This window comes from Hoeflea prorocentri (assembly GCF_027944115.1).
GTDB classification, from domain to species: domain Bacteria; phylum Pseudomonadota; class Alphaproteobacteria; order Rhizobiales; family Rhizobiaceae; genus Hoeflea_A; species Hoeflea_A prorocentri.
Genome location: NZ_JAPJZI010000001.1, coordinates 2,501,273 through 2,525,513, shown reverse-complemented (window position 1 = coordinate 2,525,513; position 24,241 = coordinate 2,501,273). Strand labels below are relative to the sequence as shown.

Here is a 24,241-nt window from a genome sequence, read left to right as displayed (position 1 = left end):
AACCAAAATGCGATAGTCAGATACGGCATCCGCAGCGCAATTCAAAGCAAATGTGCGATAACGGTTTAGCGCCTTCCGTAACGCAGATCCGCAACGATATCGGGATTCTGCCCGAGGCGGGCTTTGTAGACCTGATAGTTCTCCATGACCCGCTGCACATAGTTGCGCGTCTCGGTGAATGGAATCTGTTCGACCCAGTCAACCACGTAGTCGATGGATTTGCCGCGCGGGTCGCCATATTTCTCGATCCACTGGCGCGAGCGGCGCGGACCGGCATTGTAGGCAATAAAGGTCAGCACATATGATCCGTCAAAATCGGCAATATGCTCGCCTAGATAATGCGCACCGAGGGTTGCATTATACCCGGCATCACTGGTGAGCCGCGCCTTTGAGTAGGACATGCCGTTTTTGCGGGCCACCGATTTGGCGGTCGCCGGCAAAAGCTGCAGCAGACCGCGCGCATTTGCCTTGGAGATGGCAGCCTTGTCGAACGCGCTTTCCTGGCGGGCGATGGCATAGGCCAGGGCCTTTCCGGAACCCGATATGTTTGCGCTCCCGGGAATGACGCCGGTGGGAAATGCCAGCGCGGTCACGTTCAAGCCCCTGCCAAAGGCGATCTTGCCAACCTGCAGCGCCAGGCGGTGCTCTCCCTTTTTCTCAGCCATCGCTGCAAGGATTGCCAGTTCGCCGGGGTTCGTCAGTTCACGGGCGAGGGCGATGTAGAGCCTGCGGGCGCGGTGCCCATGACCGGTCTCGGTCAAACGCTGAATGGCCCGTACCGCCTGACGTGAAGCAAAATGCGTGCGTTCCGCCGCCGTTGGTTTCGGATAGCGTACCTGAAGGCCTTTGCGGTTGAGGCGCGCGGCTGCAAGCTGACCGTAATAGGTCGCCGAAAAAGAGGCCGCCTTGTTGAAATAGTCCGGGGCATTGCCGGTGCCACCGGCTTCGGCCGCTCGGCCCAGCCAGTAGTATCCACGGGAAATGGACAGCGGCCGGGTCGCGGTATCAAGCACCTTTTGGAAGTGAGCTGACGCCGTGCGCGCATTGGCGCCGCCGCGAAGTGCGTACCAACCGGCATGCCATTCAGCCTCAATAATGTCCGCCGGCCGCGTGGCGGCATGGTTGGCGGCGATCCGGTAAGCGGTTTTCATGTCGCCCGTATCGGCAATCGCACGCGAGACGATGCGGCTTTCGACCCACCACTCGCGTGTATCGACCTGCGCCTCGGGATCGCGCGGCGCCTTCAAAAGCAACTTGGCAGCGGTGTCGAAGTTCTTTTTGCGGCGATGATAGGAAATGCGCGTGAACAGGTAACTCGCGTCATTGTGCCATGTCGGATGGACCGCCTTCATCAGACTGGCGGCTTTTGAACTCTTGCGGATCACCGCGGCGCGGGCCTTGAACAAGGACTGCGCATTGGCGAGCGCATCCACCCTGTCTGCCTGGGTGATGCGGTCGCGGTAAAGCAGCATATCCATGCGCCGCTTGTGATCGGCTTTTGTCAGAACGCCCGAGAATTCCTTGAGGATCAGTTTTTCCGTCGCCCTGTCGAGAACCTTGCCCCTCCAGTGAGGTGCGATAATTGAGGCCGCTTTCGATTTCTGTCCAGTGGCCACCAGCGCCCTTGTCAGCGCGACCGCGCCCTCAAGGGTTTCCGGCTTCGTGTTGCCAAAAGCCGCAATGACCTGTTGGGCCGATGCGCCTTCGCGGGCAAGTGCACGCTCGGAGTTTTGACGCAGAACGCTGAGGCCCGGCCAATTCGGCAATTGACTGGCGGCAGCCGCAATGTCGGAGGAGGGAACACCACGTGCTCCCGAAACGGCGATGGCCCAGGTCAGGATCTGCCGATCGAGCGAGCCGGCGGGCAGGTTGTCGCGTACGGAACGCGCCCGCTCGATTTCATCGTCGGAAAGGGCATCCAGCCCCTTTTTCAGCTGTCCTGAGGGGGCGGCCGGATTGCTTGCGTGATGAATGGATGCGGTCAGCGTATTTGCTGCAACGGCCTGCTGAACCAGGGGAGCGCCGCTCGCCGGCCGGGCTTTCGGAACCGGAATCTGTGAAGGGCGGATTTCGGCATTGGCTGCGGGTGCCACAGCCATGCTTGTCGAAACGGCCAATAGTGTCGAAATCGCCAATCTGAGCATCAGGACATTATCCCTTCAATTTGGGCAGAAATCAGCCATCGCTCATCGGACAGCCGCCAAAGTCTTCGCCGACCAAATTGACAAACATCGATGAAAAGAAAGTTAAGCAAAGGTTATAGACGCATGCTGCGACAAAAAGTGATGCGAGCATAATGCGTTTGATTTTACATCCTGCGGTGCTTGCGGCTGCGGAACGGTGGGACTATGGTGCAGCGCTTTTATAAATGGGCGTCGGCCGGCTGACTGAAATGTCCGGTCATGCCCGCCCCGTCATGTCAGGAGCTCGCATGTTCAAAGGGTCCTTGCCAGCATTGGTCACACCGTTTGACGATGCCGGTGCGTTCGATGAAACCGCATTCCGCGCATTTGTGGAATGGCAGATTTCCGAGGGAAGTCACGGGCTTGTGCCGGCCGGCACGACTGGTGAATCCCCAACGCTTTCCCATGACGAACACAAACGGGTCGTCGAGCTCTGCATCGAGACAGCCTCGGGGCGCGTACCGGTGATCGCCGGCGCGGGCTCAAACAATACGGGTGAAGCGATTGACCTTGCACGCCATGCCGAACAGGCCGGTGCAGACGGGCTTCTTGTTGTCACGCCCTATTACAACAAGCCGAACCAGCGCGGTCTTTACGCCCATTATGCAGCGATTGCCGAGGCAGTATCTCTGCCGATCTTCATCTATAATATTCCCGGCCGCTCGATCATTGACATGAGCGTTGAAACCATGGCGTCGCTGTCATCGGACTTCAGCAATATCGTCGGCACCAAAGATGCGACGGCCAAGATGGACCGGGTATCGGAACAGCGTCAGCACTGCGGACCCGAGTTCATCCAGCTTTCGGGCGAAGATGCGACCGCTCTCGGCTTTAACGCCCATGGCGGCGTTGGGTGCATTTCGGTGACCGCGAATATCGCGCCGCGCCTTTGTGCGCAGTTCCAGGAAGCCATGCTCAAAGGGGACTGGGCCACCGCACTGGACTATCAGGACCGTTTGATGCCGCTGCACAAGGCTCTCTTTATCGAGCCCAACCCGGGTGCTGCGAAATACGCCCTCGGCAAGCTCGGAAAAATGTCCGACAGGCAAAGGCTGCCGCTCGTCGATATTGAGGCTGCGACGCGAACTGCTGTCGATGACGCTCTGCGTCACGCCGGCATACTGAACTGACGGCCCCGTTAACGGTCTGAAACCATGTCAAAGGCGAAGTCAGGGCGGCGTAACGTCGCCGAGAACCGCAAGGCGCGATTCAATTACGAAATCGTCGAGACGTTTGAGGCTGGTCTCGTTCTGACCGGGACCGAGGTCAAATCATTGCGTGAAGGCAAGGCCAACATTGCCGAATCCTACGCAACGGAAGAGGGCGGGGAGATCTGGCTGATCAACTCCTATCTGCCCGAATATCTTCAGGCCAACCGGTTCAATCATGAGACCCGGCGGCGGCGCAAACTGCTTCTAAACAAGCGAGAGGTGCGAAAGCTGATCGGCGCCGTTCAGCGCGAGGGCATGTCGCTCGTGCCGCTTCGTATCTATTTCAACGACCGGGGCAGGGCCAAGCTGGAGATTGCACTCGCCAAGGGCAAGAAGGTGCATGACAAGCGCGAGACCGAGAAAAAACGCGATTGGGAGCGCCAGAAGGCACGTCTTTTGCGCGAACGGGGCTGATTTCGTCTGTTTCGGGGCCGTTACCCTTTCTCAAGAAAGTCATATACATCACTGAAAACACTGGTGAACATGTCTTCCGTTAGTCGACCGGTATTGGTGTTGTAGCGCGAGCAGTGATAGCTCGAAAAAACCCTGTAGCCACCGATCTGTGTACTCGCGCCGTGCCGGAACGGATGATCGGCCAGCCGCCCGCCAAGCATGCGTATGGTCGAATCGTGCGCAATCTTGCCGAGCGTGAGCACGGCTCTCAATTGATCCATTGCTTCGAAGGATGCCGAAAGGAAGCGCCGGCACGTGTTGATTTCGGCGCCAACGGGCTTGTTTGCCGGCGGCACGCAGCGCACCGCGTTCGTGATCGCGGTCGAGACAAGCCGAACGCCGTCATCGGGTCGCGCATCGAATGTACCTTCAGAAAACCCGAAGCGGGCGAGGGTGCCGTAAAGAAGGTCGCCGGCAAAATCGCCCGTGAACGGCCTTCCCGTGCGATTCGCGCCGCGCAGGCCTGGCGCCAGGCCGACCACGAGAAAACGCACCGAACCCGGACCTTCCAACGGATAGAATGTATGAACAGGTGCGTTGTACCAGTCGGGATGGTCCCGGCGCTGTTCGGCTATAAAGGCGTGAAGCCGCGGACACAGCGGGCAATCGCTATCAGGTTCTGTCATACCGGTCATGGAGGACCGGAATAAAGCAATCCGCTAGTGTTGCAAATCGTATTCTTCTTCTTCCTCGATGGCTTGCTGGCGCTGAGGTCTGTCCGCCTCGTTGCGGCCAACTTCGGCCTTCAGGGAAGCAAGGTCGATGAAATTGTCCGCCTGCCGGCGCAGGCAGTCTGCGACCATGGCTGGCTGTGTCGCAAGCGTCGATACGATTGAGACTTTTCTTCCGCGCCTCTGCAACGCCGCAACAAGGCTTTTGAAGTCTCCGTCGCCGGAAAATATAACGAGATGATCGACGGTCTCCGACTGCTCCATGGCATCGACTGCAAGCTCGATATCCATATTGCCCTTGATCTTCCGCCTGCCTCCGGCATCGGTAAATTCCTTCGCCGGCTTTGTGACAACGCGGTAGCCGTTGTAGTCAAGCCAGTCGATGAGCGGGCGGATGGATGAGTATTCCTGATCTTCGATAAGGGCGGTGTAGTAATAAGCCCTCAAAAGGTAGCCGCGGTCATGAAATGCTTTGAGAAGTTTTCGGTAGTCGATGTCGAAGCCAAGGCTTTTGGCGGTTGCGTACAAGTTGGCTCCATCAATAAACAGAGCGATCTTTTCCCTCGGATCGAACATTATTTCACCTACGTTTTAATTGTTATGGCGAGCGTCAGAAAAAATGACGGAAATAGTAAAACTGTTCATTTCTTTCAGCGCAAAGTATTTCAATGATTCATATTTCTATATTGAATATTTATATCATGTAAACAGTCGATTTAAATATTAATAAGCCAGAATACAACAAATCGTGATTGCGCTTTGATGTCCGGATCAGCAACCTCTCCGGCTCAACAGCGTGCCAACTAACAAACATGTTCACCGTTCCGCATGAAGCCTTATGTGGTGTGTCTTAACGCAAGGAACAACCCCCGGTTCCAGAAGGATTTTCAGGCAAGAACTCTTTTCGGGCCTGCGTTCTTCACCGGACAAAGCGCGAATTCGGGGCGGCGGCGAGCGGTTGTTGCGCATGTTCCTGTCCGTTGCAGAGGCGGCGTAATTGCAGGACAGGCTCTCTGGAAGGGCTTTTTGGCTTGAATTGTTCTCGTTTTGGAGGTATCGCCAACACAATCTCTGGAGAATTGTGAGAACAAAGGACAGGCTATGGCCCGTGTCACAGTCGAGGATTGCATCGACAAGGTCGACAATCGATTTGATTTGGTATTGCTGGCGAGCCACCGCGCGCGCCAGGTGTCGCAAGGTGCGATGATCACGGTTGACCGTGACAACGACAAGAACCCTGTGGTCGCCTTGCGTGAGATCGCGGATGAAACGCTTTCGCCGGGCGATCTGAAGGAAGACCTCATTCACTCGCTTCAAAAACATGTCGAGGTGGATGAGCCGGAGCCCGATCCCGCATCGCTGCTTGCGACCGAACAGGTTGAGGAAACCGTTATACTCGCAGGCGAATCCGCTGCCGAACCGGAAGGCGAAGGGGTATCCTTTGACCGGATGTCGGAAGACGATCTGCTGGCGGGGATCGAAGGACTGGTTCCGCCGGAAAAAAGCGACGATTTTTGAATCCGTTCGCCGTCCTGAAGATTTGAATGCGCCGGGTTGTGCGATCCGGCGCGTTTTTATTTTGACGAACGGCTTCGTCAAGCGGGATAATGCGTCCGTAGCGACCGGAAGCCAAGGAGAAGTCGGTCAATGATGCGCCAGTACGAGCTCGTAGAGCGCGTGCACCAGTACAAGCCCGAAGTCAATGAGGCGCTTTTGAACAAGGCCTATGTCTATGCCATGCAAAAGCACGGCAAGCAGACACGGGCCAATGGCGACCCATATATCTCGCATCCGTTGGAAGTCGCCGCTATCCTGACGGACATGCGGCTCGACGAAGCGACGGTTGCCGTGGCGCTCCTTCACGATACGATCGAGGACACCACCGCCACGCGCGATGAGATCGACGCCCTTTTCGGCGAAGAGATCGGCGGTCTCGTTGAAGGCCTGACCAAGCTTAAGAAGCTGGATCTTGTTTCCAAGCGTGCCAAACAGGCCGAAAACCTGCGCAAACTTCTGCTGGCGATTTCCGATGACGTCCGCGTGCTCCTGGTCAAGCTGGCCGACCGGCTTCACAACATGCGCACGCTGGATTTCGTGCCGCCCGAAAAGCGCGCCCGCATTGCCGAAGAAACCATGGAAATCTACGCTCCGCTTGCCGGCCGCATGGGCATGCAGGACATGCGCGAAGAGCTCGAGGAGCTCTCATTCCGGCATATGAATGCGGAAGCCCACGACACGGTGACGAGGCGGCTGAAGGAGCTGTCAGAGAAAAACAGCGGCATCATCCGCAAGATTGAAACGGAGCTGGGCGACCTGTTCGAGGAACACGGCCTCAAGGCCACGGTCACCGGCAGACAGAAAAAACCCTATTCGGTTTTCCGCAAGATGCAGTCGAAATCAATGTCTTTCGAGCAGCTGTCGGACATTTACGGCTTCCGCATTGTCGTCAACTCGATTGCGGATTGTTACCGCGCCCTCGGCATCGTGCATATGCGCTGGTCGGTGGTGCCCGGCCGCTTCAAGGACTATATCTCGACGCCCAAACAGAATGATTACCGCTCTATCCACACGACGATCATCGGCCCGTCGCGCCAGCGCGTGGAACTGCAGATTCGTACGGTGCGGATGCACGAGATCGCCGAATACGGCGTTGCCGCCCATGCGATTTACAAGGATGGCGCGGCCCAGGAAAACGGTCTGCTGCCGCATGATTCCAATGCCTATTCCTGGCTGCGCCGCACCATTGAACAACTGGCCGATGGCGATAACCCGGAAGAGTTTCTCGAGCACACCAAGCTCGAACTGTTCCACGACCAGGTGTTCTGCTTTACCCCCAAGGGCCAGTTGATTGCGCTGCCGCGCGGCGCGACACCCATCGATTTCGCCTATGCCGTCCATACGGATATCGGCGACACATGCGTGGGCGTGAAGATCAATGGCCGCATCATGCCGCTGGTCACGCAGCTCAACAATGGCGACGAGGTGGAAATTATCCGCTCCGGCGTTCAGGTGCCTCCCGCGGCGTGGGAGGAAATTGTTGTCACTGGAAAGGCACGCGCCGCCATCCGCCGCGCAACGCGGGCCGCGGTTCGCAAACAGTATTCGGGACTGGGCTACCGGATCCTCGAGCGTGCCTTCAACCGTGCGGGCGAGAACTTCACGCGCGATCAGCTTGAGCCCGTGCTGCACAGGCTCGGTTACAAGGATGTTGAGGATGCGATTGCCGCCGTCGGGCGCGGTGAGTTGTCTTCCAAGGACGTGCTGACGGCCATCCATCCCGACCATCAGCACGAGCGGGTGGCGGTCAAACAGTCGACCGCCGATGAAGGCTGGTTCAACCTGCGCAGCGCGGCTGGCATGATTTTTCGCATTCCGGGCCGCTCCAAACAGGCAAGAGCCCGTCGCGGCAAACGGTCCGGCAACGGCGCCGACGCCTTGCCCATTCGCGGCGTGGGGGACGATATGCCCGTTTCGTTCGGCGCATCAGGTGCGGTGCCGGGTGACCGGATCATCGGGATCATGGAGCCGGGCAGGGGTATCACCATCTACCCGATCCAGTCGCCCATGCTCACGCAATTCGATGACCAGCCGGAGCGCTGGATTGATGTGCGATGGGATATGGAAGAAGCCGGCAGCGAGCGTTTCCATGCCCGTATTTCCGTCAATGCCATCAATGAGCCGGGAACGCTTGCCGAGGTTGCCCAGGCCGTTGCCGCCAGCGACACCAACATACAGACCCTGTCGATGGTCCGGGTGGCAGACGATTTCACCGAGATGATCATCGATCTGGAAGTCTGGGATCTCAAACATCTCAACAAGTTGATTGCCGCACTGAGGAAATTGGCCTGCATCAGCACGGTATCTCGCCTATATGAGTAGGATCGGGTGGGAAGCCGCCCGCCTGTCGATGTGTTTTCCCTCGCTGGAACAAGCCTTTTGGCGCGCTTTGGCACTATGATTATGTGCCTTCAAATGTTCCTTATCGAGAAGCAATGTTTAAACACATTCGATATAAGGTGGACGGGGCAGAGAAAGAAAGGACGCAGGTAAGGCATGCTGTTTCGACGCCGAAAACCGATAGGCGCTCTTGAAAAGGTCCGTATTTTCTTCTGGCCCCGGCGCTCATTTTCGCGTTCGTTCCAGTATTTCGGCAAGCGAATCCTGCGTTTGACCGCGACACCTCACGCCATTGCCGCGGGCGTTGCTGCCGGTGTCATGGCGTCCTGGACACCGTTTCTCGGCTTTCACTTCATCATTGCCGCCGCGCTCGCCTATGTTTTTGCCGGTAACATCATTGCGTCTGCACTTGGCACGGCCTTCGGAAATCCGTTGACCTTCCCATTCATCTGGACCGCAACGTTCAAGGTCGGCAAGCAGCTTACCGTGGACGATTTCCACGGCGAAGTTCCGCATATCCATCTTGGCCGCCTGTTTCACGACCTCGATCTCAATCAATTGTGGGAGCCGGTTCTCAAGCCGATGCTTTTCGGTTGCGTGCCATTTATGCTGACCTTCGGCTTGCTTGCTTATGTCTTGACCTATTTCGGGGTCGTCGCCTTTCAGAATCAGCGGCGCCGTAAACTGTTGAAGCGTCGCGGAGGCGGCGACCTCAGCGGTGAGCAGACCGTTTGAGACGGAGGCAGGCGCACCGGCATGATCATCGGAATTGGAAGCGATCTCATTGACATTCGCCGTATCGAAAAGTCGATCGGGCGTTTCGGCGAACGCTTTACACACCGCATTTTTACCAGCGTCGAACGCGAAAAATCGGAAAGCCGAAAGGCCCGCATGGCATCCTATGCCAAGCGCTTTGCCGCCAAGGAGGCCTGCGCCAAGGCCCTGGGAACAGGGCTCGCCCAGGGCGTTTTCTGGCGGGACATGGGCGTGGTCAACACAACGAGCGGCATGCCGACGATGCAATTGACCGGCGGCGCGCGCGCGCGCCTTGATAAGATGGTTCCTGAAGGCCACAGGCCCTCAATTCATCTGACCATCACCGATGATTTTCCACTGGCCCAGGCTTTTGTTGTGATAGAAGCTCTGCCCGTGGACCCATAGGTCTTCATCCCCATCCAGATTGCCGGTTCCATAAAACACCGAAATGAACTAGTAAGCGGGCCTGAATGCCCAATCGAGGAAGGTCACCAGCGTGTCTGAAAAGGTAGAAAAGAAAGAATCAGCCTTTGGCGAAACACTTAAGGTCATCGTCCAGGCACTTCTTCTGGCGCTCGTGATCCGCAGTTTTCTGTTCCAGCCATTCTCGATCCCGTCCGGATCGATGATGCCGACACTGCTGGTCGGCGACTATCTGTTCGTGTCGAAATACGCCTATGGCTATTCGCGTTACTCGTTTCCGTTTTCGCCCGATCTCTTTTCCGGCCGTGTGTGGGCCGGCGAACCGAAACGCGGTGACATCGCCGTTTTCCGGCTGCCGAGCGATCCCAAGGTTGACTATATCAAGCGCGTCGTCGGGCTTCCGGGCGATCGTATCCAGATGATCAACGGCGTCCTTCACATCAACGGCACGGCGGTCAAGCGCGAGCAGGTGGGAAGTTTCAGCGCCGATGGCAGTTACGGGGACGCCGTGACCAACGCGCCGGTCTACCGTGAAACGCTGCCCAACGGCGTCAGCTACGATACGCTTGATATCAATCCCAATTCGGCAACGGACAACACCCGCGAGTTCCTCGTGCCCGCCGGGCATTATTTCATGATGGGCGACAACCGGGACAACTCGGCCGACAGCCGTCTGGCCGTTGGTTACGTTCCTTTCGAGAATCTGGTGGGCCGTGCCGAGATGATCTTCTTCTCCATCGGTGATGATGCCTCGCCGCTGGAAATCTGGAAATGGCCGACGGAGTTGCGCTTCGGGCGTTTGTTCGAGATAACTGAATGAAGCCGAAACGTGCCTTGTCAAATGCGGATCGCGACCGCCTGACGGAGATCATTGGACACACATTTTCGGACACGGCGCGACTTGAGCGCGCTCTGACTCATTCCAGCGTGCACCGCAGCGGGCAGGGCAATTACGAACGTCTGGAGTTTTTGGGCGACCGGGTGCTTGGCCTCGTCATAGCCGAGCTGCTGTTTTCGCTGTTTCCCTCGGCCAAGGAAGGTGATCTGTCCGTCCGCCTGAATCAACTCGTGAGCGCAGAAACCTGCGCCGCCGTGGCGGATGAGCTCGAACTCTACCAGTTCATCAGGACCGGCAGTGACATCAAGTCGCTGAAAGGCAAGCGCATGCAGAATGTGCGCGCCGATGTGATGGAGTCCCTGATCGCCGCCATATTCCTGGATGCGGGACTTGAGGCGGCACGCGCCTTTATCTTGAAGAACTGGGAACGCCGCGCGCGCGCATCCGAGCAGGCACGGCGCGATGCCAAGACCGAGCTTCAGGAATGGGCGCACAGCCAAACCGGCGAGGCGCCAGCCTATTCGATCATCGAACGCACCGGACCCGATCATGATCCGCTGTTCAAGGTACGGGTCGATGTCGAAGGCGAGGGCAGCGCGGTTGGAAGCGGCCGGTCACGGCGCAATGCCGAGCAGCATGCTGCAACAAAACTGCTGGAAGAACTTGGCGTTTGGGAGCCGTCATGAGGCAAGATCGGCCAACACAGTCGCAAACATCGACTCGCTCCGGCTTTGTCGCCCTGATCGGCGCACCCAATGCCGGAAAGTCCACATTGCTCAACCGCCTTGTCGGCGCCAAGGTTACGATTGTCAGCCACAAGGTCCAGACGACGCGCTCACTGGTGCGCGGCATTGTCATGCACGAAGGCGCGCAGATCGTATTTGTCGACACGCCGGGCATTTTCAAGCCGCGCCGTCGCCTCGACCGCGCGATGGTCACATCCGCCTGGAGCGGGGCCCATGATGCGGATGTCACCTGTTTCCTTGTCGATGCGGAACGCGGCCTTGTTGGCGATGCGCAGAATATCCTCGAAGGCCTGCCAAAAGTCTCCGGCACGAAAGTACTGCTGATCAACAAGATCGACCGGGTAAAGCCGGAAGCGCTCCTGGAACTGGCGGCCAAGGCCAACGAGACCGTCGATTTCGATCAGACCTTCATGATTTCGGCACTGAAGGGCCCCGGCTGCAACGATATCCTCGACTATCTTGCCCAAAAACTGCCCGAAGGTCCCTGGTACTATCCCGAGGATCAGATTTCCGACCTGCCGATGCGCCAGCTTGCAGCCGAGATCACCCGCGAGAAACTCTATCACCGTCTTCATCAGGAACTTCCCTACGCCTCCCACGTCGAGACGGAAAAATGGGAGGAGCGCAAGGATGGCAGCGTTCGCATCGAGCAGGTGATCTATGTGCAGCGCGACAGCCAGAAGAAGATCGTGCTTGGCAAAGGCGGTGAAACGATCAAGCAGATAAGCCGGTCCGCCCGCCAGGAGCTCTCAGGAATCATGGAGCAGCCCGTGCATCTCTTCCTGTTTGTCAAAGTGCGTGAGAACTGGGGCGACGACCCGGAGCGTTACCGCGAGATCGGGCTTGAATTTCCCTCCTGACGGGGACAGGTTTCCCTTATGGAATGGCAGGATGAAGGCATAATTCTCGGTGTGAGGCGTCACGGCGAGAACAATGTTATCGCTGAAATCATGACACGTGCCCGTGGCCGGCATCTTGGTCTGGTGCGTGGTGGACGTTCGCGCCGCATGCAGCCGGTGCTTCAGCCGGGTAACAGCGTTTCCGTCACCTGGCGTGCGCGGCTCGATCAGCATCTCGGGACCTATCAGGTCGAGCCGACACAGTTGCGCGCTGCCCGGTTGATGGAATCGGCGACGGCCGTTTACGGCGTTCAGGCCATGGCGGCCCTCTTGCGCCTCTTGCCCGAACGGGACTCGCATCCGCATCTTTACGAGGCGCTCGGCGTTATCCTGGAAAATCTGCACGAACCTGCAGGAGCCGGGGAACTGTTTGTCCGTTTTGAACTGGCGATGCTCGAGGATCTGGGCTTCGGCCTCGACCTTTTGCAATGCGCTGCGACAGGCCGGCGTGACGACCTTGAATATGTGTCGCCGAAATCGGGCAGGGCCGTCAGCCGCGCGGCAGGAGAGCCATGGGCCGACAAGATGCTGCCACTGCCGGCCTTTCTCGCGCAGGGCAGTCGGCTATCGGCCGATGAGGCCACTTTGAGCCAGGCCTTCGAACTGACGGGCTTCTTCCTGCGCCGCCACGTCTATGAGCCGCGCGGTCTTGATATCCCGGACGCGCGCGCCGGCTTCATCAACGCAGCGCTTAAGGCGCTGTCAGCGGAGGCCTGATACGGTCTTCCTTATTCGGCAGCGGGCACGGCCCGTGGAGCCGCTTCTTCACGGATGGGCCAGTGAATGATGGCCGCCAACAGACCCAGTACGACGCCAAGCCACCAGACCGGATCGAAACTGCCGAAGCGGTCGTAGAGCACCCCACCCAGCCAGACGCCGAGGAACGAGCCGATCTGGTGGGAAAGAAAGACGATTCCGCCAAGCATGCCGAGATGACGAACACCGAACATGACGGCCACGAGCGCATTGGTCGGCGGTACCGTCGAGAGCCAAAGAAAACCCATCCCCAGGGAAAAGATGATTACCGACGTTCCGCTCTTCGGCAGCAACAGGAAGACGGTGATAAGAGCTGCACGGCTCAGATAGATCCAAACCAGAAACATGGGCTTTGGATAGTGCTGGCCTATCACGCCTGCTGCCAGCGAGCCGATAATGTTGAAGAAGCCGATGAGCGCGATGGCAAGGACCGCATAGTTCGCCGATAAGCCGATATCGCTGACATAAGCCGGAAAGTGGGCGGCAATGAAGGCCACATGGAAGCCACAAACAAAAAAACCGGCAGTCAGGAGCACATAGCCGCGGTAAGCAAATGCCTCCCGTAAAGCTTCTCGCGCTGTCTGTTCGATATCGTCACCGGACGTGGGCGATGATTTGGCATTGCCGCGCAAAGACGCCGCCAGCACCGGCACGATGAGCATGGCAATCGCCAGGTAGATCAAGGCATCCGACCAGCCGACCGTATCAATCAAACCCTGCGTTATCGGTGCGAACACAAACATGCCTGCCGAGCCCGCCGCCGTGCCAAGCCCGAATGCAAACGATCTATCTTCCGGGGCCACATTGCGGGCAAGAGCCGCGAGCACGATGCCGAAAGAACCCGCTGCAACGCCGAGGCCGATCAAAACGCCTCCGCCGATGTGAAGCAACAGCGGTGCGTCGGCAATGGCCATCAAATAAAGGCCGGCCGCATAGAGCAAAGCCCCGATTGCAAGAACACGCCATGTGCCGAATCTATCGGCTATAGCTCCGAATATCGGTTGTCCCAGACCCCAGCACAGATTCTGTAACGCCATGGCGAGGCCGAACGTCGTACGGTCCCACCCTGTCTCCGCCAGCATCGGCAACTGAAAGAAACCCATCGCCGAACGCGGGCCGAAGGTGAGGGCCGCGATCAAACATCCGCAGGCGACGATGAGCCACGGAAAGTCTGCCCTTGCTGGTTTGCCCGTCACACATCTTCCTTTCGAACCAGGTCGAATCATTCGGTAACAGCGCGGGAAGACTGCGCCTGACCGCGCGAAGCTAGGCCCGTTTCTGGCGGTCTGTCAAAGCAGGATTTTTGAGCAACCCATCAAAAACGTTGATCAGATGGTCAGATTATATTTAGCACCATAATTGGTCCGGCGGGCCATTTCGGCTTGCAAATGGTTGCGGCGGACATTATTTAAGAGACATCCGGCGCTGCCGGTGTTTTTTCGGTCTCACTTATGCTCAGTATGAGCAAAAGTGAGAAAAATTCAGATAACCGGGCAGTTCTTGTCCGGTTGGCAAAGGAGCGGCGCGATGAATATCCTCCACACGCCAGGTCATGCATGGAAAGGGGAGCCGGCCACCACCGCGCTTGAGCGGTTTGGCGAGGTTGGCATGCCCGATCTGGACTTCACGCCCGCGGTCGCGCGTGAAACGGAGCATCTCTACGAGCGGGTCAAGGATCACATTCCGGCGATAGAATGGCCGGTATTCGCGCCTTACATCCATGCCATCAACCGGCTGAAGAAGGAACGCGGCGCGGTCATCCTCGCCCACAATTACCAGACGCCGGAAATTTTCCATTGTGTGTCCGATATTGTCGGCGACAGCCTGCAGCTTGCCCGCGAGGCCGGCAATGTCGACGCCGAGATTATCGTCCAATGCGGCGTTCATTTCATGGCCGAGACATCAAAGCTCCTCAATCCGGAAAAGACGGTTTTGATACCGGATATGAAGGCTGGTTGCTCTCTGTCGGAATCGATCACCGGTGAAGATGTACGGCGTCTGAAGCAGGCCAACCCGGGCGTCCCGGTCGTCACATATGTCAACACCTCGGCCGACGTAAAAGCCGAGACCGATATTTGCTGCACCTCGTCCAATGCGCTGGCAATTGTCGAAAGTCTTGAAGAAGACACCGTTTTTTGCATTCCCGACGAATATCTGGCGATGAATATCGCCAAGCAGACGAAAAAGAAGATCCTGACATGGAAAGGTCACTGTGAGGTGCATGAGCGCTTCACCGCCGAGGAACTGCTGGCCTACAAGGAGGCCGATCCGAACATTCAGATCATCGGCCATCCGGAATGCCATCCCGATGTGATCGACGTGTGTGATTATTCAGGTTCGACATCGGGCATGATCAACTATGTCCGGGACGAGAAGCCCAAGAAGGTGCTTCTTGTGACCGAATGTTCCATGGCGTCCAATATCGAAGCGGAGACGCCGGGTGTGGAGTTCGTCAAACCCTGTAATCTTTGCCCGCACATGAAGCGCATCACCTTGCCGAAGATCCTCGACAGCCTTGTTCATATGAAAGAGGAAGTCACAATCGATCCGGACATTGCCGAGCGGGCGCGGCGTTCGGTCGAGCGCATGGTCAATCTGGGAAAATGAACGGCCCTGCAGCCTTCTCCCCGCATTCCTGGACCGGTATTGACGATGTTGTCATCGTCGGCGGCGGTCTTGCCGGCCTATTTTGTGCGTTGAAACTTGCGCCACGGCCCGTTTCTGTCCTGGCGGCTGCGCCGGTCGGAACCGGCGCATCGTCCGGCTGGGCGCAGGCCGGAATCGCGGCGGCCGTCAGCCCCGGCGACACCATCGAAAAGCACCTTGAGGACACGATCAAGGCCGGTGCCGGCATTGTCGATGAGAAGATTGCCCGTACGATGATCGCTGAAGGTCCGGCACGCATTGACGATCTTCTCAGATATGGCGTTCCGTTCGACCGGGATCTGGAAGGCCGCCTTGCCGTCACTCGGGAAGCAGCCCACCGCGAAAGCCGGGTCGTTGGTGTACGCGGAGATATGGCCGGCAAAGCCATCATGGAAGCCCTGATTGCGGCGGTGCGAAAGACACCGTCCATTCGCCTGCTGGAAGGCTATGTCGTCGAGAAGCTGACGACTGAGGGACGCTATGTGACCGGTGTGGTCGCAAGGCCCGGCAGCGGCCGTGCAACGCACCGGCTCGCCTTTCCGACCCGTGCCGTTGTCCTGTGTACCGGCGGCATCGGGCACCTTTACGCGGTGACGACAAACCCGTCTCAGTCGAAGGGCGGCGGAACCGGCATGGCTGCACGGGCAGGCGCCGTCATCGCCGACCCGGAGTTCGTGCAGTTCCACCCGACGGCAATCGATGTGGGCGGCGATCCCGCGCCCCTGGCGACGGAGGCTCTGCGCGGCGAAGGCGCAACGCTGGTCAATGCATCCGGCCATCGCTTTATGACCGATATTCATGACGATGCCGAACTTGCACCACGCGACATCGTCGCGCGCGGAATTTTTTCGGAAGTCAAGGCGGGAAGAGGCGCCTTTCTGGATTGCACCAAGGCCATCGGACCGTCCTTTAAGGATCATTTTCCGACAGTCTATAAATCCTGCCAGGAGGCCGGGATCGACCCGGTGCGTCAGCCAATTCCGGTCATTCCGGCAGCTCATTATCACATGGGCGGCGTGCTGGTGGATGCGGATGGGCGTACATCGCTGGACGGTCTTTGGGCGGCGGGCGAGGTGACCTCGACGGGCGCCCATGGCGCCAACCGGCTGGCGTCAAACTCGCTGCTGGAAGCGGTGGTGTTCGCCGGACGCATTGCCGAGGATATACAAGGCCTGTTGCCAGCTTCGAAATGCGACAATTGGGCGAGCCCCGCGGATGAGTCGGATGACATCGTGACGGAAAACGACAGCGCTGCGATGCGGCGACTACGGCAAACGATGAGCGAATATGTGGGCGTCGTGCGTGATCTTGATGGATTGACCCGTGCCGCACGGACAATTGCCGAGCTTGAGGAAGACAATGACAAGGCCCGTTTCGGCAATATGCTGACGACCGCGAAGTTTGTCGTCGCCGGCGCACTGCTGCGCGAGGAAAGCCGTGGCGGCCATTTTCGTTCGGACAAGCCGGATACAAAACCGCAGTGGCAACGCCGAACCTATCTGACGCGGCCTGAGGCCGATGCTGTCATAAGCCGAGCATGCGAGAAGGTGGCCGGATGAACAACGCCTTATCCCTTTCTTCACTGCATATTGAGCGCAGCGTACGCAATGCCCTGGAAGAGGATTTCGGCCGTGCGGGAGACATCACCAGCAAGGCAACGATCTCCCAAGATGTGCGGGCATCGACCGTTATCGCGGCGCGTGAATCCGGTATCGTCGCCGGATTGCCGCTTGCTGCCCATGCTTTCAAGGCCATGGATTCGGGTGCCTCAGTCGAGTTGAAATTCGACGACGGGGACACGGTCGAGGCGGGCGCAACGATAGCCAAGATCGAAGGCAATGCCCGCGCTCTGCTTGGAGCCGAAAGGGTTGCGCTGAATTTCCTGATGCATCTTTCCGGCGTTGCAACGCTGACATCGCACTATGCCAAGGCAATCGCCCATACCAAGGCGCGGGTGTGCTGCACCAGGAAAACCCTGCCGGGTCTGCGCGTGCTTGAAAAATACGCCGTGCGCTGCGGCGGCGGTGTCAATCACCGTTTCGGACTGGATGATGCGGTGCTGATCAAGGACAACCATATTGCTGTTTCCGGCGGTGTCGGGCAGGCCATCCGAGCTGCAAAGGCGCACAACGGACATATGGTCCGGATCGAGGTTGAGGTCGATACGCTCGATCAGCTTGCTGAAGCGCTGGAGGCCGGGCCGGATGCGGTGCTTCTTGACAATATGCCGCCAGCAATATTGGCGCAGGCCGTGGAAATGAATGCCGGTCGGGCGGTGCTGGAAGCATCGGGCGGCATTGACCTGACGACGATCGCTGCCGTCGCCGAGACAGGTGTCGACTATATCTCGACATCCAGGATCACCATGGCCGCTCCGGCGCTTGATTTCGGACTTGATATTCACATCGGATAATCCGGCGATTATCTGCCGCCGAACTTGATCCCGGGTGCGGGGCGTTCTTCAAGGATTTCGCGTCGGAAACGATAAAGGGCAGCGGGGCGCCCACCGGTCGCGGTACTGGTTGCCCCGGTTGATTCCACCAACTGCGCACCCTCGACAAGACGGCGGAAGTTCTGCTTGTGCAGATGCCGCCCGGAAATCGCCTCGACGGTGGACTGGAGATCGGTCAGCGTGAATTCCGGCGGCATCAGCTCAAAGATGACCGGGCGGTATTTGAGCTTGCCGCGCAACCGCGCCATGGCGGTTGCGAGAATACGCCGGTGATCAAAGCGCATGGGCCGGCCGAGCGGACAATCGAGGTCGGTTGATGCAATCCGGCCGTCGCTCACGGCCTCCTCGACGAGCCCGGCTTCGTAAAGCAATTCGTAGCGCTCCAGCACGCGCTCCTCGTCCCATGGAAAATCTCCCTGACCGAAAGCAAGGCGCAGGCGGGAATGGCGGTTGGGCAGGCGGCGGGACCTATCTTTTTCAGGCCGGGTCGCCCAGGCGGAAAGCGCCGGCAAAATGGTTTCGTCCAGAATGTCCGGCCTGCCGCTTCTCCAGTCTTCCCACGGCAGATAGCCATACCAGTTGCGCCACAGGGCTCCGTTGCGTTCAAGCACGCCGGTCTGCTCCCCGTCATTGCGTGTCAGCGCAAGATAACCGACGGAGACGATGTGCAGGTCGACATCTTCCGGCTGCTTATGACGGCCACGGTCGCCGAATGTATAGAGCTGCTCCACATAGCCCAGATGCAGCGCGGTCTGCTCCTCCACCGAGGCGCGCAGTCCGGTTTCGAACGTGCCATGGCGCAAAGGGTCGAACGAGCCGAGCGGCAGGCCGTCGGGCAGGGCGGTTCCGTCATCCCCGGTGATATCCTTTGAGACGACCAATATTTGAGGCGCGCCTCCCTCGACGGTCACAATGGCCGCGTTGAGGCCGATCTCGACGGCGGTTGAGCCAGTGTCCATTGCGATCAAACCTCCAGGGGGAAGGCGAAAGGTTCCCCCTCATAGGCGTCTGCACCGCGTCCGATATCGCGTATTGCCTCAACCATGCGGCCGTCACGCGACAGGACCCGGTCAGCCAGCATGATCATGCGGGCGTTCGGCGTTGCCGATGGTGAACGTTTTCGCAGTTCCTGGGCCAAAACCACCTCATCATTGTGCGGATTGAGCGAAGCCGCGATGATATAGGCCGCAGCGGTCGACCGTGAAATCCCCATCCAGCAATGAACAAGCAGCGGTGCGGATCGGTCCCACTGGCCGGCAAATTCGATCAGCCTGGAAATATGAACAGTCTGAGGTTCCTGCAGGCCATCGACCTTGATGCTGATATCGTTCATGTCGAGGAACAGATGACGCTCCGGCAAGATGCCGGCCGGCCGGTTCATTTCATTCTGGTTCGACAGCAATGTCACCATCTCGCGGGCGCCGCTAGCCGCCGCGGTCGTTGCCAGCCTCGAGAGGGGACAGATAACGAGATTGGGCATCGCTCAACCCTTTCTCAGTTTTGCCGGTCGTTGATCGACCGGGACGCCTCAAGCATCTCGAACCGGTCGACAAAGGCCTTTTGCACATCACCGGCCGGCAGCGGATCGAGCGCTATCATATCACGGCTGATCCCGCGTGGACGTCCAAAGAGTTTGGCGGCCTCGCTCTCGGAAAAACCGGCGAGGCTTGTGGCCTCGAAAAAGGCCGAAATCCGGTCCGCGCGCTTGATCAGCGCCTTGAGGCCCTTCGGCGTCTCAGCCGCGAGCGAAAATCGAAGGTGGACGGCCTCCTCAAGGCGTTTTTCAACCTTCTTGTAGTCGCCGCCCATGATGGCCTTGAACGGAGAAATCATATCGCCGATCACATATTCCGGTGCATCGTGAAGCAAGGCGGTCAGGCATTCTTCCATGGTTGCAGCAGGTTTCAGCCGTTTAAAAATCTCTTCGACAATGAGCGAGTGCTGGGCCACGGTGAAAGCATGTTCCCCGGTTGTCTGCCCGTTCCAGCGCGCGACCCGTGCAAGGCCGTGGGCGATGTCGGCAATTTCAATATCGAGCGGCGACGGATCGATCAGATCCAGCCGGCGGCCTGAAAGCATCCTTTGCCAGGCGCGGGAATTGGGAGGGCCTGACACGTTGCCTCAGTCCCCGTTCTTGGCCGAGTCAGCCGGTTGCAGCGAGAGACCGGTCCATTCGGGAAGCCGAACCGAGACCTCGGTGTCATCGGCGAGGACCGGTGCCTTGTCCGCCAGCGCAGCGGCGACCTTATCCGTGCGCACAAGCGCAAGACCCGTTCGGGCATGAACGGTCCCGAGCGAGCCGACGGCACGTCCGTTGACCGTCAGGGGTGCGCCGGTTTCAGGCAGAGGGGAGGAGGCTTCTACGATTGCGATCCGCCGCCTTGCGGTGCCCCGGTGCTGCATGCGTGAGACCACTTCTTGTCCCACAAAACACCCCTTACTGAAGGAAACACCTTCATTAAGGTCCATCAGCACGTCATGGGGAAACGCATCGCCAAGGAGGTAATCGGAACCATCCTCGCAAACGCCGTTTTCAATACGCAGCAAATCATAGTCACTCAGCGAAGCGGTCTCTGCCAGCCCCTGGCCATAGGCGCGAAAGGCGGCCTGCGAGCCCTGGAAACGGCGGTCACGCAACCAGCCTTCCTGGTGCGCGCTGTCCCAGACGGCCTGAACGGGCCGGTCGGTCAGCTCTTCAATATCGGCTTTTACACGCAGCCGATACATGGTCATGCGCTGCATGAACGGCTGAACCGCGCCGCGATCAAGCTCGAAGACAAAACCGTCATCGCCTTCGCGGGAGATCAGGAAAGCAAACAGGATTTTACCCTGCGGGCTCAACAGCGCGCCGGGTCTGGCCTCGCCATGCGGCAAATCCTCAACGCCGCAGGACACCACATCCTGCAGGAAGTGTTGAGCATCATCGCCTGCGATGCGAACCAGTGTCCTGTCTGCAAGTGTGACGCAACGCATTGGATTTCCATTTTTGATTGCCGGGCAATTCGTAGGTAGTCCGAACACCGTCGCCGGGCAAGGGCGGTTTCGCGGTCAATCGCCCGCGACGAAAAATTTCCAGTCGCCTTCGGGGCCGATTCCGGTCCGATAGAAGATATACGCGCCGAAATCCTGCATATCCTGATAGTCGCCTGCGGTGATGATCCGGAAGAGTTCAACCTTTTGCCGGTTGTCGAGCTTGTCCAGCGGCATGGCGTAAAAATAGGGCCACAAATAAATCTCGGTCGGTTCGCCCGCATCGAGATGAACATAACCTGCGCTGAAGATATCGAGCAATATCGCAAGGACTTCCTGTCCCTCGCCATCGCCCGAGTTCTCCCTGAGATAATCAATGGGATCGCCGTCATTGCCGGTGATGGAAAGCTGCGTTCGGGTTATTCCGGTTCCAAGCAGCGGCCGCAGGCCCTCAATGTCACCCTTTACGGCGGCTTCCACGATCAGTTCGCGCATGCGCCTGACAGGCGCCGGCAGCTTGTCCATATCGTATGAAACGGTCACCTCTTGCCCGGTGTCGGGGTGGGTCTCATCAACCGTAACGCCTGTTTCGAAACTGTCTTCGGACGTCGAGTCCGGATCGATTGAGAGACCGGGTTCGACATTTTCAACTGCCGGTTCGCCCGTATCGCCGGGTTCAGCCTCACCGATCTCACTGAGGGCAAGCGTAAGGGGCGATGCTGGTGGCTGGATCGACTGCTCAGGGTCGATTGCAGTGGAGGCGAAAGAATTCGAGGCGTAGCTGCACAAGGAGATCGACAAAACCGCCAATCCTGCAAGGTGCTTGGCTCCCCGCACTTTCCCCATGCCCGATCCGGCTCCCTGTGCTTCACCGGTTGCGTCTGATCTATTGTATCAGGCGTTCCGGTGAAAATTCCCCTGTCAGCAGGCGCTGCTTCAAGTCTTCAAGCATGGCCTCCGTTGCGTCTTCGCCAAACAGTTTCACGGTTTCCCGCATAACCGTCACTATGGCTGCATCGGCAATGATCTCGGGCTCGATTCCATCGGCAAAGCCCTCCGCCCAGGCATCGTTTTGATGCTCAAGGGCAGCCTGCATTTTCTCATAGACGATCATCTCGTCAATGTCGGACAAATAGGATTCCGTCATAACACCACCTGGAGATCACATCTCCACAACTTCCCGAACCCAACGTAGCACGCATTTTATGTCCAAAGCGGTACGTCGGGTTATCAGGTTAATGGACCGTTAATTTCCGTAGCGCGCTATGATCTCCGATGCAAGCTCAAGGCCCTGCTTACGGTAGAGTTCTTCGGCTTCAATCGCCACAGTGTTGCATTTGCGATGGACCGAGGCGAAGGACCGGTATCCTTTGTTGAATGCGGCGACAAAGCGGGCGCGCCGCTCCGGATCGGTCGCCTCAAGGTCTATGAGCGCCTGCATTTTCGTGCGCCAGCCCTCGTCCGTCTTCAGGCACAGGGTGCGCAGGTAGTGCACGGAGCCGACGATTTCTGAAAGCCGGATCAGCCGCGCCTCGTAGGGCGGTTGCACCGTTTGTGCGGTAGCCGGCGTCGTTACCGCCAGGCAAAGGGCGGCAGCAAATACATATCGCAATCTGTTCGCACGGGTCATGGCGCTGCCCTAGCATGAAACGACCGGTCCGCGAAAGCACGGCTTTGCCGGTAAGGCTGCCGCTTCGGCCAAGGCCCGCTACTCGCTGTTCGCCTTTTCAATCGGGGTGTCGGGCAGAAAAGCGTTGGCGACAAATGCAAAGGTAACATCGTAGGGCACATCCTGGCCGTCCTTTTGAACGGTGATGTTGCCGACATCACGACCCTTGGCGATAACGCCGCTGTCGAGCGCGGAAGACTGACCTTCCTCCCAACTGATTGTTACGCCCCGGCGTTTCAGCGAGCCTTCTTCTCGGACCTTCAACATGGAAACGGCGATCGGCTCGCCACCGTCGCGCACCACCACGACCCTGGCCATCGGGTGAATATCCTTGGGCAACTCGCCGGAAAACAAAAACGGCCGGTTGAGCGTGTCGTAACCCTGGTAGGGATTGGCGCCGTAATTGCGCATACGCTCATTATTGGGCACCAGCACTTTACCGTCCGGATGGCGAGCCCTGAAGTTTTTCCAGGATTCCAGCCGTGACGGGACAAGGGCAAGCTTCGTTCCGGTTTTTTCTCCGGCGATGGCTTCGCCTGTAAACTGCTGCCACCAGCTCTCGCTGCCCCGGTCATACATCACCAGATCGGAGTTTCTCAGCTTGCCTGTCGTACCGAATGTGTCGGCGGAACCGTCGATCCGCCGGTCGAAGACAAGAGCGGCGTTGCACAAGGGGCAATAGGTCACGGCAACCGGCATATCGCCGACCGTGTCGTTGACGATCTCGTGCCACATCAGGATGCGCAGCGGATAGGCCCGGGCATCGCCGTTGATCTCAAGGCCCATGACGGGTTCAACATCTTCCAGATTATCGGCCTGCGATACCGTCACGAATTGCGGATCGTCGATCGAAGGAATGCCATCTTTCGGTGGGCCGCCCGATAGGATTTCGTTGTAATCAATTGAATGTTTTGAAAAATCCGTCTTCCAGCCCTCGCGGGCCCAGCTGTCCGGGTTTGCCGATGCAAAGCCTGTGGTCAGTAACAATGCCGCGACGAGGCCGCCAAGGGGCCTGATAAGGGGGAAACTGGCTGCCATGGAACCCTCCGGTTTTGTAGAGGCAATCTACCAACGCGCCGGGCGGGCAGCCATATAACGCTTCTCACAATCGCTTGATCCGGCGCACGATCCGGTCTCAGGCCTCCATCGTCAGGGCGCGCAGTTGCGCCACGGGTCCGTTGGCTTCCAGGTAATCGATGCATTCGCGCACGCTCGGCGGGACCGGCAGGGACAGCGCCTCGCTTGCCGAATACCAGCCTGCGTCGGCCGCATCGTCGGCGGCAATTGCCTCCTGGCCGTTATCGGCATCAACCAGATGGACAGCCAGGACATAATGGCTCTCCACGGAACCGTTTGTGTTGTGGGAAATCAGGTCATAGAGCCTGAAGAAGCGCGGATTCTCGCCGCAGATTCCGGTTTCTTCCTGCAACTCGCGCAGCGCCGCCTGGGACAGGGTTTCTCCCGCCTCGACCTTGCCGCCGGGGAAGGCGTAATAACCGCTCGCCTGGCCCGATGCACGCAACACGAGCAGGTAGCGCTCCGCGCGCTTGACGATGGTTGAAACAGCGATCCGGGGATAATCCATGCTCTGGTGACCTTTCAAAGCGCATGTTTCTGGTTTTCGCTCGGCGAATCATCCTATTGAATTTCTTCATAACGAAACAGTCCGGG

Annotated in this window: 26 protein-coding genes; 13 read left to right on the top strand and 13 right to left on the bottom strand. The window is 58.5% G+C overall.

Annotation, left to right across the window (positions count from 1 at the left end; all coding sequences use genetic code 11):
• Positions 1-65: 65 nt before the first annotated feature.
• A complete protein-coding gene (locus OQ273_RS11845) occupies positions 66-2,144 on the bottom strand; it encodes a lytic transglycosylase domain-containing protein (protein ID WP_267990710.1) in 2,079 nt (692 codons plus the stop codon).
• A 287-nt stretch (positions 2,145-2,431) separates the two neighbouring features.
• Here OQ273_RS11845 and dapA point away from each other — a divergent pair, with 287 nt between their 5' ends.
• Both dapA and smpB read left to right on the top strand, forming a co-directional pair.
• Positions 2,432-3,313, top strand: coding sequence for a 4-hydroxy-tetrahydrodipicolinate synthase (gene dapA, locus OQ273_RS11840; protein ID WP_267990709.1), 882 nt, complete (start codon positions 2,432-2,434; stop codon positions 3,311-3,313).
• A gap of 24 nt (positions 3,314-3,337) precedes the next feature.
• Entirely contained in the window at positions 3,338-3,808 is a 471-nt protein-coding gene (smpB, locus tag OQ273_RS11835; protein ID WP_267990708.1) for an SsrA-binding protein SmpB, read from the top strand.
• Between the two features lie 20 nt (positions 3,809-3,828).
• On the opposite strand, the gene OQ273_RS11830 is transcribed toward smpB, so the two are convergent.
• Both OQ273_RS11830 and OQ273_RS11825 read right to left on the bottom strand, forming a co-directional pair.
• Positions 3,829-4,482 carry a uracil-DNA glycosylase gene (locus OQ273_RS11830; protein ID WP_267990707.1) on the bottom strand — a complete coding sequence of 218 codons (654 nt, stop codon included), beginning with the start codon at positions 4,480-4,482 and terminating at the stop codon, positions 3,829-3,831.
• Between the two features lie 24 nt (positions 4,483-4,506).
• A complete protein-coding gene (locus tag OQ273_RS11825; RefSeq protein WP_267990706.1) occupies positions 4,507-5,094 on the bottom strand; it encodes a LabA-like NYN domain-containing protein in 588 nt (195 codons plus the stop codon).
• Positions 5,095-5,619: 525 nt separating this feature from the next.
• Between OQ273_RS11825 and rpoZ the strand changes: the two genes are divergently transcribed.
• The 8 genes from rpoZ (at position 5,620) to recO (ending at position 12,794) form a co-directional block, all read left to right on the top strand.
• On the top strand, positions 5,620-6,036 hold the full coding sequence (rpoZ, locus tag OQ273_RS11820; RefSeq protein ID WP_267990705.1) for a DNA-directed RNA polymerase subunit omega: 417 nt from the start codon (positions 5,620-5,622) through the stop codon (positions 6,034-6,036).
• A 129-nt stretch (positions 6,037-6,165) separates the two neighbouring features.
• Positions 6,166-8,397, top strand: a complete 2,232-nt coding sequence (locus OQ273_RS11815) for a RelA/SpoT family protein (protein WP_267990704.1) — start codon at positions 6,166-6,168, stop codon at positions 8,395-8,397.
• Between the two features lie 174 nt (positions 8,398-8,571).
• The gene (locus OQ273_RS11810; RefSeq protein ID WP_267990703.1) at positions 8,572-9,150 is read left to right on the top strand and encodes a DUF2062 domain-containing protein; all 579 of its coding nucleotides are present in this window, start codon (positions 8,572-8,574) and stop codon (positions 9,148-9,150) included.
• A gap of 21 nt (positions 9,151-9,171) precedes the next feature.
• The gene (gene acpS / locus OQ273_RS11805; RefSeq protein WP_267990702.1) at positions 9,172-9,576 is read left to right on the top strand and encodes a holo-ACP synthase; all 405 of its coding nucleotides are present in this window, start codon (positions 9,172-9,174) and stop codon (positions 9,574-9,576) included.
• A 91-nt stretch (positions 9,577-9,667) separates the two neighbouring features.
• Positions 9,668-10,414, top strand: a complete 747-nt coding sequence (gene lepB / locus OQ273_RS11800) for a signal peptidase I (protein ID WP_267990701.1) — start codon at positions 9,668-9,670, stop codon at positions 10,412-10,414.
• Complete coding sequence (gene rnc / locus OQ273_RS11795) at positions 10,411-11,118, top strand: ribonuclease III (protein ID WP_267990700.1); 708 nt, start codon at positions 10,411-10,413, stop codon at positions 11,116-11,118. Before lepB ends, rnc begins: the two co-directional genes overlap by 4 nt.
• Positions 11,115-12,038 carry a GTPase Era gene (era, locus tag OQ273_RS11790; RefSeq protein ID WP_267990699.1) on the top strand — a complete coding sequence of 308 codons (924 nt, stop codon included), beginning with the start codon at positions 11,115-11,117 and terminating at the stop codon, positions 12,036-12,038. Before rnc ends, era begins: the two co-directional genes overlap by 4 nt.
• Before the next feature lie 18 nt (positions 12,039-12,056).
• Positions 12,057-12,794: a DNA repair protein RecO gene (gene recO, locus OQ273_RS11785; RefSeq protein WP_267990698.1), complete on the top strand. Its 738-nt coding sequence runs from the start codon at positions 12,057-12,059 to the stop codon at positions 12,792-12,794.
• Positions 12,795-12,805: 11 nt separating this feature from the next.
• Here recO and OQ273_RS11780 read toward each other — a convergent pair whose 3' ends face one another.
• The gene (locus tag OQ273_RS11780) at positions 12,806-14,029 is read right to left on the bottom strand and encodes an MFS transporter (RefSeq protein ID WP_267990697.1); all 1,224 of its coding nucleotides are present in this window, start codon (positions 14,027-14,029) and stop codon (positions 12,806-12,808) included.
• A 331-nt stretch (positions 14,030-14,360) separates the two neighbouring features.
• On the opposite strand from OQ273_RS11780, the gene nadA reads away from it, so the two are divergent.
• The 3 genes from nadA to nadC are packed head-to-tail and all read left to right on the top strand — an operon-like array spanning position 14,361 to position 17,892.
• Positions 14,361-15,440, top strand: a complete 1,080-nt coding sequence (gene nadA / locus OQ273_RS11775; protein ID WP_267990696.1) for a quinolinate synthase NadA — start codon at positions 14,361-14,363, stop codon at positions 15,438-15,440.
• On the top strand, positions 15,437-17,038 hold the full coding sequence (locus OQ273_RS11770) for an L-aspartate oxidase (protein ID WP_267990695.1): 1,602 nt from the start codon (positions 15,437-15,439) through the stop codon (positions 17,036-17,038). The genes nadA and OQ273_RS11770 overlap by 4 nt, the downstream gene beginning before the upstream one ends.
• Entirely contained in the window at positions 17,035-17,892 is an 858-nt protein-coding gene (gene nadC / locus OQ273_RS11765) for a carboxylating nicotinate-nucleotide diphosphorylase (RefSeq protein ID WP_267990694.1), read from the top strand. The genes OQ273_RS11770 and nadC overlap by 4 nt, the downstream gene beginning before the upstream one ends.
• Before the next feature lie 8 nt (positions 17,893-17,900).
• On the opposite strand, the gene OQ273_RS11760 is transcribed toward nadC, so the two are convergent.
• The 9 genes from OQ273_RS11760 to OQ273_RS11720 form a co-directional block, all read right to left on the bottom strand.
• On the bottom strand, positions 17,901-18,890 hold the full coding sequence (locus OQ273_RS11760; RefSeq protein WP_267990693.1) for an NUDIX hydrolase: 990 nt from the start codon (positions 18,888-18,890) through the stop codon (positions 17,901-17,903).
• A gap of 5 nt (positions 18,891-18,895) precedes the next feature.
• Complete coding sequence (locus OQ273_RS11755; RefSeq protein ID WP_267990692.1) at positions 18,896-19,411, bottom strand: tyrosine phosphatase family protein; 516 nt, start codon at positions 19,409-19,411, stop codon at positions 18,896-18,898.
• A gap of 14 nt (positions 19,412-19,425) precedes the next feature.
• On the bottom strand, positions 19,426-20,010 hold the full coding sequence (locus OQ273_RS11750) for an HD family hydrolase (protein WP_267993085.1): 585 nt from the start codon (positions 20,008-20,010) through the stop codon (positions 19,426-19,428).
• 42 nt (positions 20,011-20,052) lie between these two features.
• Positions 20,053-20,904, bottom strand: a complete 852-nt coding sequence (ygfZ, locus tag OQ273_RS11745) for a CAF17-like 4Fe-4S cluster assembly/insertion protein YgfZ (RefSeq protein ID WP_267990691.1) — start codon at positions 20,902-20,904, stop codon at positions 20,053-20,055.
• Positions 20,905-20,979: 75 nt separating this feature from the next.
• Positions 20,980-21,747 carry a hypothetical protein gene (locus OQ273_RS11740; RefSeq protein ID WP_267990690.1) on the bottom strand — a complete coding sequence of 256 codons (768 nt, stop codon included), beginning with the start codon at positions 21,745-21,747 and terminating at the stop codon, positions 20,980-20,982.
• A 40-nt stretch (positions 21,748-21,787) separates the two neighbouring features.
• Positions 21,788-22,048: a hypothetical protein gene (locus tag OQ273_RS11735; protein WP_267990689.1), complete on the bottom strand. Its 261-nt coding sequence runs from the start codon at positions 22,046-22,048 to the stop codon at positions 21,788-21,790.
• Positions 22,049-22,147: 99 nt separating this feature from the next.
• The gene (locus tag OQ273_RS11730) at positions 22,148-22,531 is read right to left on the bottom strand and encodes a TIGR02301 family protein (RefSeq protein WP_267990688.1); all 384 of its coding nucleotides are present in this window, start codon (positions 22,529-22,531) and stop codon (positions 22,148-22,150) included.
• Between the two features lie 78 nt (positions 22,532-22,609).
• Positions 22,610-23,608 (bottom strand): DUF3179 domain-containing protein, encoded by a 999-nt coding sequence (locus OQ273_RS11725; RefSeq protein WP_267990687.1) that lies wholly within the window; start codon positions 23,606-23,608, stop codon positions 22,610-22,612.
• A 97-nt stretch (positions 23,609-23,705) separates the two neighbouring features.
• Positions 23,706-24,155 carry an NUDIX hydrolase gene (locus OQ273_RS11720; RefSeq protein WP_267990686.1) on the bottom strand — a complete coding sequence of 150 codons (450 nt, stop codon included), beginning with the start codon at positions 24,153-24,155 and terminating at the stop codon, positions 23,706-23,708.
• Between the last annotated feature and the right edge of the window lie 86 nt (positions 24,156-24,241).